The sequence below is a fragment of the Sphingomonas sp. SP4 genome (genome assembly GCF_058313375.1).
Window position 1 is genome coordinate 1,344,404 of record NZ_JBZFLE010000001.1, and the last position, 14,542, is coordinate 1,358,945.

Genomic DNA, 14,542 nt, shown 5'->3' on the forward strand with positions numbered 1-14,542 from the left:
AAGCTGACGTTAGACATTCCTCAAGTTCGAAACGAGCTAGGTTTCCCGCGCAAACGCATCATTGTTCGCCAACCCGAGGTCGCCAAAGAATTGGCGTGTAAACGATGAGGAACAGCAGGAGCGCGGCGCCCCATAACAAACCAGCGCTATCGAGCATTGCGGCGTAGGTGCCCAGCCGAATAGAGGCTGCGACCCGCAGTCCGGCCCCAACGGTAACGCAACCGTATCCAGCAACGGTCAGCGGCGACGCTTTTAGCTCGCGCGCCGTGTGGCCGAGACTGGCACGAGTCATCACCGCGAGGATCATCGTCGTCATTGCACCGGCAGTTAGAGCATGGACTCCAGCACTCTCCGGGATGTCGAGGCCCGCAAAGCCAAGGCCGAGCAGCAAAAGTCCGACGGGGATCCAGACGTAGCCAAGGTGAAGCACTAAGACCAACGGATCTCCATACGCGCGCACGCCTCCCCAACGTGAGAGACGGATCGCCTGTCCGGCCGCCGCGAGAATGAGCACCCATCCTGTGAGATGGTCATTTGGGAATGTGATCCAGAAGAGCATTGCCGCAGCCGTCGATGCGATGATGAGCAAATCGAGGCTCTGGGGCTGTGTGGGCAAAGTCGTCAGGCGCTTCTTCATCATCCAGTTCCGCGTGAACGACGGGATGATGCGGCCCCCGATCAGCGAGATCATGATGATCACGAGGGCAATTGCGCCGCGCCATCCAACGCCGCCGGAAAGGGTACCATTGACCTCCAAATAGTCGGCCGCGTCAGCAACACCGAACATCAGCACAAGCGCTACGATGGGAACATTTCGGTTCTTGCTGGCGATGACCTCCCTTGCGGCGAGCAGCGCCAGTGACGCGAAAAGGCCGATGTCGAAGATCGCTGCCGGCCATAGTCCGATGGCAAGCGAAAAGAGAACCGCCACGCGCGCCGCCGCCCACAAGCCGAACAACGAAAGGAGCGGCGTCCCCGCGATAGGAAGTCTTCCAGTCCAGTTTGGTATGGCCGTGAGGAGAAAGCCTGCAACCGCCGCACCTACAAACCCAAAGAGCATCTCATGACGATGCCAGGCGACGGGGTTGAATCCGGTGGGAAGACTGAGCTTGCCAGACAGCTCGGCAAGCCAGAGTACGATCGCAATCACTGCCCAGAGCGCTGCGCCGAAAAAGAACGGCCGAAAGCCACCCCGGAGGAACGGAGGTGCCGCCGCCATCCGCCTCTTGCGCAGGGCAAGCATCTGCTCCCCCCGGGTAACCTTTCGTCTCTCAGGGCCCGTCACCGTAACTCCAGCCTGCATTTACTCCGCAGGAACGGGGGCTGCGCGGCTGGTTGAGTCCGCCCTCTGTCCCCGAGGTTTGCCGAGCTTCATTAGGAAGTCCCATCCCATGATCAGTGCTCCAGCGGAGAAGACGACATCGCCCGGGAGACGCATCCACTGCCAGAAGCGAGTCTGGTCATAGAATGTTTGGCTGCGCGCCCACGCGAGGCCATGCTCAGAAACCGCGTTGAGCTGCGGCCAGCCGATCGGGAAGAAGTGGAGAAAGATCCACATCGCGAGGCCAGCATTGTAGCACCAGAATGCTATGCGCCCTGGCGCTTCATTGAAGTCCGCGTGAGGTCCGGCGCGGTAACGCAGGCAGAAATAAATCAGGCCAAGTGCAAGCAGCCCGAATGCACCGAACAGCGAGGTGTGAGCGTGATTGAGCGTCAGGAAGGTCCCGTGCTCGTAATAATTGACGAGCGGAGCGTTGAGCGTGCCACCACCGAAAACGCCGGCTCCGACGAAATTCCAGAAGGCCGAGCCAAGGATGTAGAGATATGCGAGACCATAATCGAACGTCGCACCCGCACCCTTAATGAGACGGTGCTGTGTAATCGCCTCGAGAATGAGCAGCACGAGCGGCAACACTTCGATGAACGAGAACATGGACCCGAGCGGAACCCACATGCTCGGACCTCCCGCCCAATAAAGATGATGTCCTGTGCCAAGCACACCGCCGAGGAAGATCAGGATCAGCTCAAGGTAGACGGATCGCTCTGCAAGCTTTCGAGACACTAGCCCGAGTGACATCAGCAAATATGCGCTCATCGCCACTGCGAAGAACTCGAACGACTGCTCCACCCAAAGGTGGACGACCCACCAACGCCAAAAATCTGTCAGGGTGAAAGAATGCCCTACTCCGGTCAGTGGAATCATACCGAAGACGTACAGGACCGCGACGTTGATGGTGGCGGCCCAAATCAAATGTTCAAGGCGGATCTTGCCGGTCCAGAATTGTCGCGTGGCTTCGACCAAGACATCCTTCGACGGCCAGAGTGCGCGAAACATGAGCCCGCTCCAGCTAAGCAGCGCAACGAAGAACAGGATCTGCCAGAAGCGTCCGAGCTGGATGTACGAAAGGCCCTGATTACCGAACCAGAACCAGCCTCGATCGATCACGCCCTGGATACCAAGGTAATTGCCGACAAGCGCGGCGGTTACAACGAACAGCGACACCCAGAAGAGCAGGTCGACCAGGAACCCTTGGCCTTTAGCCTCGCGTCCACCCGCAATAGCTGGCGCGATGAAAAGGCCACTCGCAATCCAGCCCAGGCCGATCCAGATGATCGGCGCCTGGATGTGAAAGCTCCTGAGAAAGTTGAACGGCAGGATGTAGTTGAGTTGGACGCCGTAGAAAGTCGCGCGGTCGTAATAGGAATGAGCCATGATAGCGCCCGCGCCCTGGGATGCCAGGAACACTAGTGCGACCACAACGAAGTATTTGCCCGTTTTAACCTGGCTGGGCGTCAATGCCCTATAGATCGCAAGGCCGGTTTCTCTCGCCGCGTCGTCGGGGTGTTCGAGATAGGCTCGATAGAGCCAAAGCACGAACCCCATCGCAAAAAAGGTGAAGCAGAAGCTGATCCAGGTCCACTGGAAGGTGTTGGTGGTGGGCGTATTGCCGACAGACGGCTCGTATGGCCAGTTTTCAGTCCAGGAAACGTTCGGGTGGTCCGGTCGACGAGCGACGGTGGTGATTGCGGAATAGATGATGAAGTCGGCGGTTTGCTTGCGCAGCGTGGGATCGAGACTCCTAGCCGGAACCCAGCCCGCGGAGAGATTGCTCGTATTCAATTTGGTCGTGAGTTCCGCCTGTACTTGCCGCACTGCTTGCGCGACCGCGTCGGGTAATATGACGTTCGGCTGAGTCAGGTCGATTCCCTGAAGCTGCTTTTGCATGGTCGCCGTGGCGGCCGCATTGGCTACCGCATCAGCGGGCGACGCTGCTGGTGCCGTGGTCGGCTCCGGAGGGCTCCCCTCAGGTCCGGTTGCAGCAAGTGAAGCATTGGCTGGCGCAGCTGTGCCTGGTGGCGTCGCGGAAGTTTTAGCGAGGCTCTGCTTAGTGAGCACTCCGAGCCGGACCAAGGTTGAGGCAGTATAATCCTCACCGAAATAGGACCCCATGCCGTAGATGCTGCCGTAATCCATGAGGTCGGCTTTCTGGAAGCCGCCCTTCCCCGCGATGATGTCCTCGGCGGACATGATCACATTGCCCGAGCGATCGGTGAAGACTCTCGGGTGTGGTGGGGCTTGCTCGTAGGTCAGGACCGTAGCCCAACCAAGTAGGCCAAAGCAGGTGATCGCCACCGCGAGCAATATCCATTTCAGGACGTTGCCAATTGGATCGGCCGTTGATTCAAAACGCTCTGATTTGTCCGCGCGAGTTGCCATTTTCGGCCCCCGTAGTTGTCACGCGACAGCGTGTTGTTCTTAACCTAATTTGAGTCAGATCAGCAATTGGATGATGCCTTTCGCCAAGTTGCTCAGATCATCGCAGCGATCGCAGCTACGGAGATCCCGAAGCAGAGTATTAGGAACGGCAACAGAAGCACGAGGATTGTCGCGTCGCGAGCAGTTGTGCGTCCTGTTGCAGTCGCGATGCCGCGATGCCCAAACGCAAACCAGCTGAGCGCCTTCTTACGGCTCTCTTTGGGTACCATCCGGGGAAACAGCGCCGGGACGGCGAAGAACGCCCCGATAAAGGCGAAGATCACGCCGTAGACGACGCTCATGTGACCACCTCGAAAGCCGAGACCGAGCACGGCAACGAAGCCGGCGAACATCAATGCCATTGCAATGTAAATGCCCGTCGGAAGCTCGAAGCTCTGATCCCGGCATGCACGCTGTGGTGCGGCTACCACTTCGTTGCGGGCAATCAGCTGTTCCCGGGTTAGGCGATCGCTCATCATCCGACTCCATCGTTTCGCGTTGGTGCAGCTTCGATGGCCCGCCAGCGGCGCTTTGCTCTATACGTAATGATCCATAGTCGCCCTATTCGTCCTCAACAGCGAAAGCGATGCGAAGTGCTTCCGAAAGGCTCTTCACGCCAAGCTTGCCCATCATGTTGGCGCGGTGAATTTCGACGGTGCGGGCGCTGATTCCCAAATCGTAAGCGATCGATTTGTTCGGTAGACCCTTGGCAAGTCCAGCTAGAACCTCGCGCTCCCTCGGGCTTAGAAGCTGGAGCTTAATTGCCGCATCATTCGCATCGCGAACGTTAATCGATGACTGTTTTAGCCGGCTTATGCCTTGCTCGATCGCAGAGAGCAGCACAGCCTTCTGGAACGGCTTTTCGATGAAATCGATCGCTCCCGCCTTCATGGCCCTCACTGCGAGCCCAACGTCACCGTGGCCCGTCATTATTACTACCGGCAGAGTGACGCCTTTGCTCTTCAATGCTTCTTGCACTTCGAGCCCGTCCATTCCCGGCATCCGGATGTCGAGTAAGATGCATCCAGCCTCAAGATCATCCGAAACGGTTTTCAGAAGCTCGCTGCCGCTTTCGTAGACGCGTACCCGAAAGCCGGAGGTCTTCAGTGCGAAGCTGACCGAACGACGGATCGCCTCGTCATCGTCTACGACATGAACTAGGCGCAGCTCTTCACTACTCATGTGTTCGGTCTCCGCTTGGAACGGTAAAGTGGAATGCAGTGCCGCCCTTCGCTCCCGGTTCGAACCAAATACGACCGCCGTGCGCCTCGACGATGGTCCGGCAGATCGACAGGCCGATCCCCATCCCGCTATCTTTTGAGGTCACGAAAGGCTGAAAAAGTTGCGGCGCAATCGTGTCGGTTATACCTGAGCCAGTGTCGTCGACGACAATCTCCACCAGTGTCGCTCCATCTCGCCTAGTGCGTAAGGTGAGGCAGCGTGCTTCGCTCTCCATCATCGCATCAATCGCGTTGCGGATGAGGTTCACGAGCACCTGCTGGATTTGAATGCGATCGACGAGCACCTCGTCGGCAGCAGGGTCGAGATCCAGCTGCACGTCGATGCCATGTTCCCGGGAGCCCACAAGCGCGAGTGCATTTGCCTCATTGATGAGGCGTTGCAGGCTCTCGACGTGACGTTCCGTTTCGCCAGTGCTCAAGAAGTCTCGCAAGCGACGAACGATCTGGCCGGCACGGATGGCTTGCTGCGCTGCCTCGTCCAGTGCCTCCTTCACCATCTCGAGCGTTCCGCGATCCGGTCCATGGTCAAGGAGATCGCGTGCGCTCTCGCAGTAGGTCGCCACTGCCGTGAGCGGCTGATTGAGCTCATGCGCGAGCGATGACGCGAGCGTTCCCATTTCGCTTACCCGACCAACGTGCGCCAGCTCGGATTGCAAGTCCTGAAGCCTCAGCAGCGTTTGCTGCCGTTCGGTAAGATCGCGGATGAACCCAGTAAAAATCCGGCGTTCGCCCAGCCACGCTTCGCCGACCGAAAGCTCAATCGGAAAGGTGTTCCCTTCGCGATGAAGCGCCGTGGTCACTCGGCCGATGCCGATGATCTTGCGTTTGCCAGTCGCCAGGTAATTAACGAGATACTGATCGTGGCGCTCCCGATCGGGCGACGGCATCAGCATCCTAACGTTCTGTCCGACAACTTCGGCTTCAGCGTAGCCGAACATGTTCTCGGCAGCCGCGCTGAAGGAAAGGATCGTGCCCACTTCATCGATAACGACCATCGCGTCGGGTACGGTCGCGAGGATGGACCGCAGGTGGGCCTCAGCTTCCAGGCTCAGTTCAGAAGTCGGCTGGTCCATGGAACGTCTCATAGCAATGACCGGCGCCAAAGGCAGTTTCATGAGCGACCCACCAGTTCGGAAACATACCTATCCAAAGACATCGGACCAGTCGCTAAATTGCGGCCACTATGAAAAAGTTCGACCTGCCTATCCCGAAAGACAAGGCCGATGAGGCAGGCCGCGATCTCGTGCGGCGCCTGACGCGTTATCGCCGCAGGGTGGAAGCTGAAGGCCGCAAGCGCTCGCTTCGCGTCATTGATACGGCGATCAGCAATGCGGTGGAGCAGCCCGACACTGATCCTGGCCGCTGACCGTCGCCTACATCTTTGGTTACGCAGATCTACGTACGCGACAATGCGTATTTCGCAGGGATCAGCGGCACAGCTAATTCCCCCTTCAACGGCGGACCAGCCGTTTGCAGCGAGGAGTTAGTTCGAAATGATTGCGCCCTTCATCGACCTTTCCGTCCATCATCAGCCCAAAGGGTTGTCGGACCGCGTTGCGTTCGGGTTCACGAGGGCTTTGCGCTGGTGTGCCGACACTTTCTTCGCGGAGCGCTACGGACACCGCGCGGTGGTTCTCGAAACCGTCGCAGCTGTTCCAGGCATGGTCGGAGCGACCATCAACCATCTCCATTGCCTGCGCCGTATCTGCGACGACCGAGGCTGGATCCGCACCCTAATGGACGAGGCGGAAAATGAGCGCATGCACCTGATGACCTTCATCGAAATCAGCAAGCCGACGTTCTTCGAGCGCGCCGTAATCATCGGCGCACAGTGGGTGTTCTATTGCTTCTTTTTCGCGCTCTATCTCATCAACTCGAAAACCGCGCATCGCGTTGTCGGCTATTTCGAGGAAGAGGCGGTGATCAGTTATACACACTACCTTTCGGAGATCGATGAGGGCCGCTCCGAGAATGTGCCTGCGCCAGAAATCGCGAAGCGGTATTGGGGACTGCCGGACGATGCGACGCTGCGCGACGTGGTACTGGTCGTCCGAGCCGACGAAGCCCACCATCGCGACGTGAACCACGGCTTCGCCAACGAGCTCGCCGGACTGCCGCAGGGTTCAATCGCCGAATGCCCGTCGCACAACGAATTGCAGCCCCAGTGGAAGCAGGCTGCCTAAACAGGGATTATGACAATTGAGAGGGTCGCTTCGGCGGCCCTCTTTATTTCCGCTTTCGACCCATTGCGGACGGTTGCACGCGGTCAGACTTTCATTGGGGAGATGGCCTCGATCTTGGCTGTAGATGAATCGGGACGAGCTAGGCCATGACCCGCGAGAAGGCCCTTCGCAGGTCTTCAACACTATAAGGTTTGGCTATGGTCGGGATGTCAGCGAACTGCTGCGGGTGCGCCCGGTCGCCATAGCCGGTCGCAAAGATGAACGGGATTCGCCGTTCAGAGAGCAATTCCGCCACTGGATAGCTGAGCATCCCATGCACGTTCACGTCGAGTATGGCCGAGTCAACATTCTCAGCGAGAAGAACCTCGAGTGCTTCCCCAATTCGCGACGCATGGCGCACCGACGCGCCTTCGCCGATGAGTAAATCCTCCAGCGCGAGCGCTATGATGGGCTCGTCTTCCAAAATAAGAACCAGCGCTCCGCAAAAGCTCATTAGGCGACTGCCGGTAGCTTGGCTCGAATGGTACAATGAACGCCGCTTGGTCGGAATTCCAGCGAGACCGTACTACGAAGCTCCGCTGAAAGCCCACGTTCGATAAGGCGGGTGCCGAACCCTCGGTGTGACCGCGGCACTACCGCCGGCCCACCGCGCTCACTCCAGTCGATGTCGAGGTCCACTTCACCGCAATGAGCGACACCCGCGGTCCAGTGAACATCAACCGTGCCTGTGTCATTGGACAACGCACCGTATTTGATCGCGTTGGTGCACAACTCATGGATCGCCATGGCGAGTGAAACTGCGGTCTGTGGCGCAATAAGGATGTCCGGGCCACGGATCGACACGCGATTGGCATTCGCTCCTGCGGTCGCCGAGACTGACGATTTGATAATCTCGAGCAGCCCTGCTCGTTCCCAATTCTGCGTCGTCAGCAAGTTGTGCGCGGCGGACAAAGCATTCAGGCGCGCGTCGAACGTCTGGCGGGCGCCCGATGGATCTGCGCGGTCGTTGAATGACTGCATGGCCAGCGCCTGCACGATCGACAACGTATTCTTCACCCGATGATTGAGCTCATGGATCAAAAGCTGTTGGTGCTCTTCTGCTCGGCGCTGGTCAGTAACGTCGTAGCCCTGGACGAACACGCCGTTGCCTTCGCTGGTGCTAATCGGCTGATAGATGAAATCCAAATACCGGTCCTCGAGCGGTCCGCAGCCTTCCGCCTCTAACTGCACGAGCGCGCCCCGGCCGATGAAGGGCTCGCCGCTCGTCCGTACCTTCTCCAGCAGTGCAGGAAAGCCCTGGTCCACGACTTCGGGCAAGGCTTCGGCGAGCGGCTTCCCAATAACTTCGCGTCCGCCGACCAGCCGGCGATATGCGGCATTGGCGAGGCGGAAGCGCAAATCGGGACCACTGAGCACCGCGACGAAACCCGGTGCTTGTTCGAACATCGTGCGTAGTCGGTGGGTTTCCTCCGCGAGGCTCTGGTTGGCCTCCTGCACTGCATTCGCCCGTTGGAAGAGGCCGGTCTCCTCACGGGCATGGAGACCCGTCTTAGCCGCTAGCTTTCGGAGGCTATGTAGCTCGGTTACGTCGACCGTGTGCTGGAGGATGTAAGCGACCTTGCCTTCAATGAGCAGCGGCACGTGGGTCGCACTCCAATACCGCTCCTCATATTCCCCAGCTGGCAGCTCGATATCGTAGCGAATCAGCGCGATCTCGTCGCGCTCGGCGGTCTGCAGAACCCTCTCGAGCGAGCTTCGAAGTAAACGGTGACTCTCGGACTCGGGATCGCTTGGAAAGGCGTCAAACATTAGCCGCCCAACCAAATCCCCCCGCTGGCGCATCGTCGTCGTCAGGTACGCGTCGTTCATTGTGACGATGGTAAGGTCTGCGTCCATCAGGACGTACGGATTGGGGGAGGCTCCGAAGAGAGATTCATAATCAACGGATTGCAGCGCAATCATAGGAACTCCGTCGCGACCCGGGCGAAGGCCACGGCGAACACTTAGAATGGGTAGCTAAGCACACCGAGTCAAACGTCGTTGCGAAGGTGAATTAATGCGGATCAGTGCTGGCCAGGTATCGGGGTCGGTCACGTGCTCGCTTGATGACGGGTATTGTGCAGTATGAGTGTCAGCGCCGTGCTCCCATGCATGCAATGTCCGCCTTCCACCCAAAGGAGGCGTTAGCGATCCATCAATGCGTGCCGTTCAATGGCGCATCACCATGAATGTGCGTGAAGCGATCAAGTCAGTCCGCGACGACTATATCGAACAGTATGACGACATGGTCGCGCTTCACCGTGCGAAGAGATCCGACGCTCACGTGGATCGGCGGATCGAGAGGCCGGAATCCAATCTGTTCGGTAAGACTTACGTTCCGGATATCAGCTTTGGCGATCCGATGACGGAATGGCTCGATCTAGTGCCTCGCAAGCGGGCCGATAAGTTACCCACTTTCTCACTCAATACGCCGAACCTCGGCGTCAAATTCGAGGATTTGTGGTGGGACGATGTACGACTGGACCACGACGGGGCGTTTACCGGGAAGCTCGTGAGCTGGTGGTTCAATCGGTGGATGCCTCCGACTGATCCTGCAACGTTCAGGCCGGAGGAACTGAGCGGTTTTATCCATAGCGTGACGGTGGATGAGACTTGGATCTGCATCGACTTCGGCACTGCACCAGTCGATGCTCTCTTCAACATTCTGTCGGTCGCGCAGAACTGCGGCGCGCGAAATGCTCGGGTAACAAGTAGTCGCGGAGGATCGTAGACCCATCATGTTTTAGGTCCGCTTTGGGTGGAAAGCGGACGCTAGCCGCACGAACAAAGTCCCGCGGAAACCGGCGGCCGATCCTCTGCGTTTTCCCTACCCGAGAGGAGGGAAAGGCTATGACGAGCGTTCCCGACACAGCGCCGCAGGAAGCGGTGCTACGCTATTCGAATACGGCGGTCGCGTTGCACTGGATTACGGTCGCGCTGGTGCTGTTGCAGGCTTATCTCGGCTTCCGCTTTGGTTTGTCCGAAGACGGACCAAGCCGTGACAACATCTTCATATGGCATAAGACGATCGGGGTCGTGATCTTCGTCGCCGCATTGGCGCGGCTCTCCTATCGCTTGAAGAATCCGCCTCCACCATTTCCGCCCGAGCTGCCAGCTTGGGAACGCGTTGCGGCCGTCTGGAATCATCGTCTGTTCTACGCGCTGCTGATCGCAATGCCGATCGTAGGTTTCGTTGCGGTATCGGGGTTTGCGACCAGTCCGACGACACCGTTATTGGGCGGCATCGAGGTGCCGGTGATCCCCGGCGTCAGCAAGGAAACGGGTGAGCTTGCAGGCGGTGTGCACGAGATCGCCGCCTTCCTTCTCGTGGCACTAATCCTCCTTCACGTCGCGGCAGCGCTGAAGCATCAGTTTATCAACCGCTGGCGCGGATCCGCGCGGATGCCTCCGTTCAACTCGCCTCATCATGAGCCGGTGACGATCGGCCAAGGCCGTGACTAGGTTCAGTCACGAAGTTGAGTGGTGAGAGTGCTCTGAAGTGCTGATCCGGTAGCGGCTCGCCTCGATTGATGTCCGCAATGGGTCGAAAGCGGACATAAGCGGACGGTCCGCTAGCGGCCAATTGGGGATCTCTAGTTCCGATGCGACCGAGCTTCTTTCACTTCTTTGGAACGTATTGCACCTGGCCGACGTCACTCCACGGACTGCCGTTGACCGAACGCTCCTGCCGGAGCCCAAGACCCGTTGCTGTCGGCCAGATATAGGTCCGCAACTGCGTCAGTCCGTCGCTCCCGCGGCTCTCGTCTAGACAGGTAAGGCCCTTTTGCGGGTTGGCGAAGCAATCCTGCACGCGGCTGGAACCGTCCTGTCCGTAGCCTAAGTAGGTATAGTTGCCACGCGCGGTGGACCAGCCAATCGCTGCGACATGCCGCTGAGGTTTGCCGCGCCTCCCGTCCATGGTGTCGCAGACGACGAAGGCGTGATCTTCAAACCAAGTGCAGCTGTCCCGATAGCGGCCCTCGAAGCCGGGTATCGTCCATTCGCCAACAAGAAAGCTCAGGCCCTGCTCGACCTGAATTGGCGCAGCGTAGGAGCCCCCGGGGAACGCAGCCACGATTGCAGCCGACACCAGTATCTTCAGGCGCAATTCATTCTCCTGGCAAGTCCGTCACATCAGCGTCGAGCCAAGGTGAACGAGGAACCCTGCGCCGATCAACAATGCGATCATGCTGACAAGTTTAAGCGCGAAAATGAAGCGACGACGCGAGGGACTCTCTCGAACATTAGCTAGTTGGTCGACATCCCAATCAAACTCCATTCGCGCGCCCTCGCGGAATTGAGCGATTTCCGACGAAAGGTAAGTCGATGAGCCGCATCTCTTCAGCAGTGTGGCATCCAGCATTCATGCCACCTTTCGCTAACGCGACCGATTTTTGACATTTCGTGACTCGGGCCCGCCGGCAATTGCCGTCCGGACCGAGTCAAGTCGTTGCTCCGTGCACGGAGCAATCAAAGTTCATGAGGAAGTGTCCGCTTTCTACCCAAAGCGGGCATTAACGTTTGCCCGGGTCTTTCATTATTGCGACACGCCTGGACAGCGTTCGCGGGTGATGCCGTAAGCTGCTGGCCGGGTTCACCGTGTCGTCAGCCACGCGGAACCCGTTCTGGCATGGGCTGGGGTGCGGGTGACGCTTGAGGCGGCGACGGGCAATAGCTTCCTACCCGTACCGTTGAGCCGTCCGGGCACTGTTGCGTCGCTGGCGCCGGCGCCGATGGTGGTGGCGGCGGAAGGGCCACAGGATAGGCGTAAACGGGCGGCGGGGCGAAAACCGAACCAAGTAAGACCCCCAAGGCCGCGTAATACGGGTAACCGTAGTACCCACCGTAATAGGGGTGGTAGCCACCATATCCGTAGTAGGGTCGATAGCCGTAGTAGGGGCGATAAGCGCCGTAGCCGTACCCACCCCTGTAGCCATGTGCGTAGCCGTAAGGGGCTGCACCATGCCACCCACTGCCATGCCACCCACTGCCATGCCACCCACCGCCGTGCCAGCCTCCGCCGTGTCCGCCGTAGCGTTGCGCCATTGATGGGTTGGGCAAGGCAACTAGCAGGCCAGCAAAGACAAGGGCGCTGCTGTGAAATAGACGAGTTGCCACCGGGCACCTGCCTTTCTGCCCGCGTCTGGGCCGCGCGGGCCCGGACGGCTACATCTTCGCGACCAGGAATGCGCGCAATTCGGGGATACCCCCAAAGGGACCGCATGAATGTCCGCAATTGCGGGATAACGCTGTCCGGGGCTGGGGTGCCGCTGGCGGCAGCGGCATACCGAGTGGATTACTGAGCCCCGCCCAGGAGTCTTCAAGGCGTGGGCTTATGTCCGCTTTCCACCCAAATGAGACCTAAGGTCCGAACGTCCGACTCCGGTGTCCGCTTCGCCATCCTGCGAATGTTCAACCATCCCCCGGCGCGCCCTAGTCGAACTCGGCCACCAAACGGTGTCGTAGCCAAAGCTCTCGACGCCTGAGAGGATGGTGTGTTCGAGCGAGCATCACCGCGTCCGGATCATCCGCAGCTTCGATGAGTATCACCCAAGGCGAAGCTACTTCCTCATCGATGATCAGCAACGTGTAGGTGTGCAGCTCCGGCGTCTGGGGTGCATGGCTCGGTGCCGGAGCGAAAGATTTCGTTCGCATACTCCGCTGCACGGGTTCGCTCGGTAGCAGCACGGCGAACATCGGGTTTATTGCTGATCACAATAAGGGATCATTCGGATTGCCGGGATAGATCAACAACTTAGCTTGGTGGCGAGGTGTGTCTCGCGTTCGAAACTGCGCGGTGCATGCCCCATCACCGATGGGAGTGACGCCATGTTGCTTCTGCTAGCTTTGGCCTTGCAGGTAGCGGAGCCAACGACCGACGATCCGCCTCCGCAAGCCGACCCGCCGCCACGGACGACCTCATCGAACCCGTGGGACAGCTTGCCGGAGGGTGCGCCCCATAAGAACCTTGCCGACTCCCTGAAGGCGAACGCGCAGCCCGGACAGCCTTCACCGCTCAACCCTAGCTGCGAGGCCATGACGGGCGACCAGTGCGTCCGCAGTGAGAAGCAGCAGCCGCGCTGAACCATGGCGGAAATTTAGGATGCAGACACAGGTTTGGAGTATGGGTCGAACCACTGCCCCTGCTGAAGGGACCATTGAAAGGGGTTTGCGTTGGCCCGACCGACCGACCCAATTTTCCCCTGCACCACTTGCAGGCGGAGAGGGCTGAGGCTCTCACGCTGCTAACCCATGTCGAAGCCCGTCTCGCCGAGCTGCGTCAAAGCGCCGCCTCTGAGACCCTTGATGAGCTGCAGGCGATCCTGACCGACATTCGGCAGACGTTAGGCTAACGGCTCGGCGTCGGGGGGAACTTTGGACCGTTCCCCGAGCCGGAGACACGAGCGTGGACGTGCTCCGCTACCGGGTATTCGACAGAACGCATCCATGTTTACTCATTGACGCAGAGCCTTGCCCAGCAGCGACAACTAGCGCGATTCAGATGCGGTGCGTGGCAACTGAAGCGGTCCGAACTCGTCCAAGGCCGGCCCGCTCCAGTCACCTGCTACGCGGCCAGCAGGGCTGACGCGCAACGGTCAAAAGATAGAGCCAATCAGCCTCCTAAAAACCCGTATAAGACCTGAGCCTGCGAGTGGGCGCGACGCCCACCGAAGAACACCTAGTCCGTAACGGAACCCCCCGTTTTTAGCGTGGCACAACGTGAGCAAAGCTGATCGTCGTTGGGCGTGCTAATCCGGATTGCAAAGTTGCGGGTTGGGTAGCCCTTACACTCTTCGTGGTTGTGCCAGAGACCACTGTTTTCACCCTGCGCTACAGCACGGCGGTATTCTGCCATTTCGCGACCCCCCAACGTGTGGGGTAACGTAACACCGCCTCCCGTTCCCCATCAATTCCTATCGATTCATTCTGGGGGGATCACGCCAACGAGCGGATGACCTCGCCAGACCTCGGGATTGGTGAATGACCCTCTGGTGCGAGCCTCTGCAAGCGCCTCATCGTCCGAAACAGCTTAAATGATAACAACCTCTGGGACGATAAAATCGCGCCCGAAGCAGAGACTGTAGAGTTCGTTTTGGGAGACAACACCATCGTGCGGCTTCTTGATTTGATGGATGGCAACTCAATCCGATCGGAGCGGTCAGGCATCCTCCACACCTGGTCGCTCCAATCTCTCCAACCTGCCGTTCGTGGAAAGCAGACGTTAGTTGATGCCCGTCCAACGTCTTGTTTTTGACGTCGCTGGCAGATCAAGCGGCCCGGCCCAGGGGCAAGGCCGAGCCGCCCACGCACACCGGAGCCAC

Annotated in this window: 16 protein-coding genes; 5 read left to right on the plus strand and 11 right to left on the minus strand. The window is 59.0% G+C overall.

The window, feature by feature from the left end:
• Nucleotides 1–58: 58 nt before the first annotated feature.
• From AC4GYV_RS06820 to AC4GYV_RS06840, 5 genes are all read right to left on the minus strand, one after another.
• Complete coding sequence (locus tag AC4GYV_RS06820; protein WP_491099896.1) at nt 59–1,243, minus strand: NnrS family protein; 1,185 nt, start codon at nt 1,241–1,243, stop codon at nt 59–61.
• A gap of 60 nt (nt 1,244–1,303) precedes the next feature.
• The gene (locus AC4GYV_RS06825) at nt 1,304–3,718 is read right to left on the minus strand and encodes a nitric-oxide reductase large subunit (protein ID WP_491099897.1); all 2,415 of its coding nucleotides are present in this window, start codon (nt 3,716–3,718) and stop codon (nt 1,304–1,306) included.
• Nucleotides 3,719–3,810: 92 nt separating this feature from the next.
• Nucleotides 3,811–4,233, minus strand: coding sequence for a hypothetical protein (locus AC4GYV_RS06830; protein WP_491099898.1), 423 nt, complete (start codon nt 4,231–4,233; stop codon nt 3,811–3,813).
• An 85-nt stretch (nt 4,234–4,318) separates the two neighbouring features.
• Entirely contained in the window at nt 4,319–4,939 is a 621-nt protein-coding gene (locus AC4GYV_RS06835; RefSeq protein WP_491099899.1) for a response regulator transcription factor, read from the minus strand.
• Nucleotides 4,932–6,071, minus strand: coding sequence for a PAS domain-containing sensor histidine kinase (locus AC4GYV_RS06840; RefSeq protein ID WP_491099900.1), 1,140 nt, complete (start codon nt 6,069–6,071; stop codon nt 4,932–4,934). The genes AC4GYV_RS06835 and AC4GYV_RS06840 overlap by 8 nt, the downstream gene beginning before the upstream one ends.
• A gap of 110 nt (nt 6,072–6,181) precedes the next feature.
• Between AC4GYV_RS06840 and AC4GYV_RS06845 the strand changes: the two genes are divergently transcribed.
• Nucleotides 6,182–6,364: a hypothetical protein gene (locus AC4GYV_RS06845; RefSeq protein ID WP_491099901.1), complete on the plus strand. Its 183-nt coding sequence runs from the start codon at nt 6,182–6,184 to the stop codon at nt 6,362–6,364.
• Nucleotides 6,365–6,491: 127 nt separating this feature from the next.
• Nucleotides 6,492–7,181, plus strand: a complete 690-nt coding sequence (locus AC4GYV_RS06850) for an alternative oxidase (protein ID WP_491099902.1) — start codon at nt 6,492–6,494, stop codon at nt 7,179–7,181.
• Between the two features lie 139 nt (nt 7,182–7,320).
• Here the strand turns inward: AC4GYV_RS06850 and AC4GYV_RS06855 are convergent, their stop codons facing one another.
• On the minus strand, nt 7,321–7,674 hold the full coding sequence (locus AC4GYV_RS06855) for a response regulator (protein ID WP_491099903.1): 354 nt from the start codon (nt 7,672–7,674) through the stop codon (nt 7,321–7,323).
• Nucleotides 7,674–9,143 (minus strand): sensor histidine kinase, encoded by a 1,470-nt coding sequence (locus AC4GYV_RS06860; RefSeq protein ID WP_491099904.1) that lies wholly within the window; start codon nt 9,141–9,143, stop codon nt 7,674–7,676. The genes AC4GYV_RS06855 and AC4GYV_RS06860 overlap by 1 nt, the downstream gene beginning before the upstream one ends.
• A 235-nt stretch (nt 9,144–9,378) precedes the next feature.
• Between AC4GYV_RS06860 and AC4GYV_RS06865 the strand changes: the two genes are divergently transcribed.
• Both AC4GYV_RS06865 and AC4GYV_RS06870 read left to right on the plus strand, forming a co-directional pair.
• Nucleotides 9,379–9,951: a hypothetical protein gene (locus tag AC4GYV_RS06865; protein WP_491099905.1), complete on the plus strand. Its 573-nt coding sequence runs from the start codon at nt 9,379–9,381 to the stop codon at nt 9,949–9,951.
• A 119-nt stretch (nt 9,952–10,070) separates the two neighbouring features.
• Nucleotides 10,071–10,682, plus strand: coding sequence for a cytochrome b (locus tag AC4GYV_RS06870; protein WP_491099906.1), 612 nt, complete (start codon nt 10,071–10,073; stop codon nt 10,680–10,682).
• A 157-nt stretch (nt 10,683–10,839) separates the two neighbouring features.
• On the opposite strand, the gene AC4GYV_RS06875 is transcribed toward AC4GYV_RS06870, so the two are convergent.
• The 4 genes from AC4GYV_RS06875 to AC4GYV_RS06890 all read right to left on the minus strand — a co-directional run bounded on the left by AC4GYV_RS06875 (nt 10,840) and on the right by AC4GYV_RS06890 (nt 12,875).
• Complete coding sequence (locus AC4GYV_RS06875; protein ID WP_491099907.1) at nt 10,840–11,328, minus strand: hypothetical protein; 489 nt, start codon at nt 11,326–11,328, stop codon at nt 10,840–10,842.
• A 21-nt stretch (nt 11,329–11,349) separates the two neighbouring features.
• Complete coding sequence (locus AC4GYV_RS06880) at nt 11,350–11,583, minus strand: hypothetical protein (RefSeq protein ID WP_491099908.1); 234 nt, start codon at nt 11,581–11,583, stop codon at nt 11,350–11,352.
• 242 nt (nt 11,584–11,825) lie between these two features.
• Nucleotides 11,826–12,266, minus strand: a complete 441-nt coding sequence (locus AC4GYV_RS06885; protein WP_491099909.1) for a hypothetical protein — start codon at nt 12,264–12,266, stop codon at nt 11,826–11,828.
• Nucleotides 12,267–12,653: 387 nt separating this feature from the next.
• The gene (locus tag AC4GYV_RS06890) at nt 12,654–12,875 is read right to left on the minus strand and encodes a hypothetical protein (protein ID WP_491099910.1); all 222 of its coding nucleotides are present in this window, start codon (nt 12,873–12,875) and stop codon (nt 12,654–12,656) included.
• A 174-nt stretch (nt 12,876–13,049) separates the two neighbouring features.
• Here AC4GYV_RS06890 and AC4GYV_RS06895 point away from each other — a divergent pair, with 174 nt between their 5' ends.
• Nucleotides 13,050–13,304, plus strand: coding sequence for a hypothetical protein (locus AC4GYV_RS06895; RefSeq protein ID WP_491099911.1), 255 nt, complete (start codon nt 13,050–13,052; stop codon nt 13,302–13,304).
• Nucleotides 13,305–14,542: the final 1,238 nt, after the last annotated feature.

Coding starts and splice junctions, on each gene's coding strand:
- AC4GYV_RS06820 (WP_491099896.1), bottom strand. CDS start 1,243: ATGCTTGCCCTGCGCAAGAGGCGGATGGCGGCGGCACCTCCGTTCCTC.
- AC4GYV_RS06825 (WP_491099897.1), bottom strand. CDS start 3,718: ATGGCAACTCGCGCGGACAAATCAGAGCGTTTTGAATCAACGGCCGAT.
- AC4GYV_RS06830 (WP_491099898.1), bottom strand. CDS start 4,233: ATGAGCGATCGCCTAACCCGGGAACAGCTGATTGCCCGCAACGAAGTG.
- AC4GYV_RS06835 (WP_491099899.1), bottom strand. CDS start 4,939: ATGAGTAGTGAAGAGCTGCGCCTAGTTCATGTCGTAGACGATGACGAG.
- AC4GYV_RS06840 (WP_491099900.1), bottom strand. CDS start 6,071: ATGGACCAGCCGACTTCTGAACTGAGCCTGGAAGCTGAGGCCCACCTG.
- AC4GYV_RS06845 (WP_491099901.1), top strand. CDS start 6,182: ATGAAAAAGTTCGACCTGCCTATCCCGAAAGACAAGGCCGATGAGGCA.
- AC4GYV_RS06850 (WP_491099902.1), top strand. CDS start 6,492: ATGATTGCGCCCTTCATCGACCTTTCCGTCCATCATCAGCCCAAAGGG.
- AC4GYV_RS06855 (WP_491099903.1), bottom strand. CDS start 7,674: ATGAGCTTTTGCGGAGCGCTGGTTCTTATTTTGGAAGACGAGCCCATC.
- AC4GYV_RS06860 (WP_491099904.1), bottom strand. CDS start 9,143: ATGATTGCGCTGCAATCCGTTGATTATGAATCTCTCTTCGGAGCCTCC.
- AC4GYV_RS06865 (WP_491099905.1), top strand. CDS start 9,379: ATGCGTGCCGTTCAATGGCGCATCACCATGAATGTGCGTGAAGCGATC.
- AC4GYV_RS06870 (WP_491099906.1), top strand. CDS start 10,071: ATGACGAGCGTTCCCGACACAGCGCCGCAGGAAGCGGTGCTACGCTAT.
- AC4GYV_RS06880 (WP_491099908.1), bottom strand. CDS start 11,583: ATGCTGGATGCCACACTGCTGAAGAGATGCGGCTCATCGACTTACCTT.
- AC4GYV_RS06885 (WP_491099909.1), bottom strand. CDS start 12,266: ATGGCGCAACGCTACGGCGGACACGGCGGAGGCTGGCACGGCGGTGGG.
- AC4GYV_RS06890 (WP_491099910.1), bottom strand. CDS start 12,875: ATGCGAACGAAATCTTTCGCTCCGGCACCGAGCCATGCACCCCAGACG.
- AC4GYV_RS06895 (WP_491099911.1), top strand. CDS start 13,050: ATGTTGCTTCTGCTAGCTTTGGCCTTGCAGGTAGCGGAGCCAACGACC.